The sequence below is a fragment of the Gordonia gummivorans genome (genome assembly GCF_022513585.1).
Taxonomy (GTDB): domain Bacteria; phylum Actinomycetota; class Actinomycetes; order Mycobacteriales; family Mycobacteriaceae; genus Gordonia.
This window is the reverse complement of sequence record NZ_JAKWBF010000092.1, coordinates 1-599: the sequence shown is the minus strand read 5'-3', so window position 1 is coordinate 599 and position 599 is coordinate 1. Positions and strand designations below refer to the sequence as shown.

General features: G+C 66.9%; 1 protein-coding gene. It reads right to left on the bottom strand.

What is annotated here, in order from left to right:
• On the bottom strand, nucleotides 1-599 hold a 599-nt coding region (locus tag MKW15_RS24240; RefSeq protein WP_240862958.1), incomplete at both ends, for an HNH endonuclease.

Here is a 599-nt window from a genome sequence, read left to right as displayed (position 1 = left end):
TCGGGATCGACACTGGCCGGCGGGATCAGCCAGGGGTGGCGGTCAGCCCCGAGGACGACGTCCCACCCGTTGTGGTGCACATCGGTGTGGCAGGACGGGCAGAGTAGGCACCCGTTGTCCAGGACGGTTCTGCCGCCGTCGGCGTGGTGTTTGATGTGGTGTGCGTGGGCCCAGGACGCCGGCGCGCCGCATTTGATGCAGCACCCTCCGTCCCGCACGATCAACGCTCGACGCAGGTGTGGTGGGAACAGGCGTAGGTTGTCGGTCATCGCCACCGGCACCCCGTCCTTGTCGACGGTGATCGCGGTGACCACCGCATCACAGGTCAACAACCGGGCGGTGTCCAGGGTGACGGGTCCGGTGAACGCCATCGACGCCAGATCCGGATTGTCCGCCGGCAACGTGAGCAGCACTTGATGTTTCGGCATGCCCACCAACCTGTCATCCCCGTGGGCGGCGGCATCAAGGATGCGTTCCAACGCTTCGGAGCGGCGACGCCCGGGCGAGCGGGCATCCGGAGAGCCGTCGGGTTCGGGACGAGGTGCGGCCAGGGCGTCGATCATGGTGTGCAGTTTCTCCCCGATCACCGCATCCACATC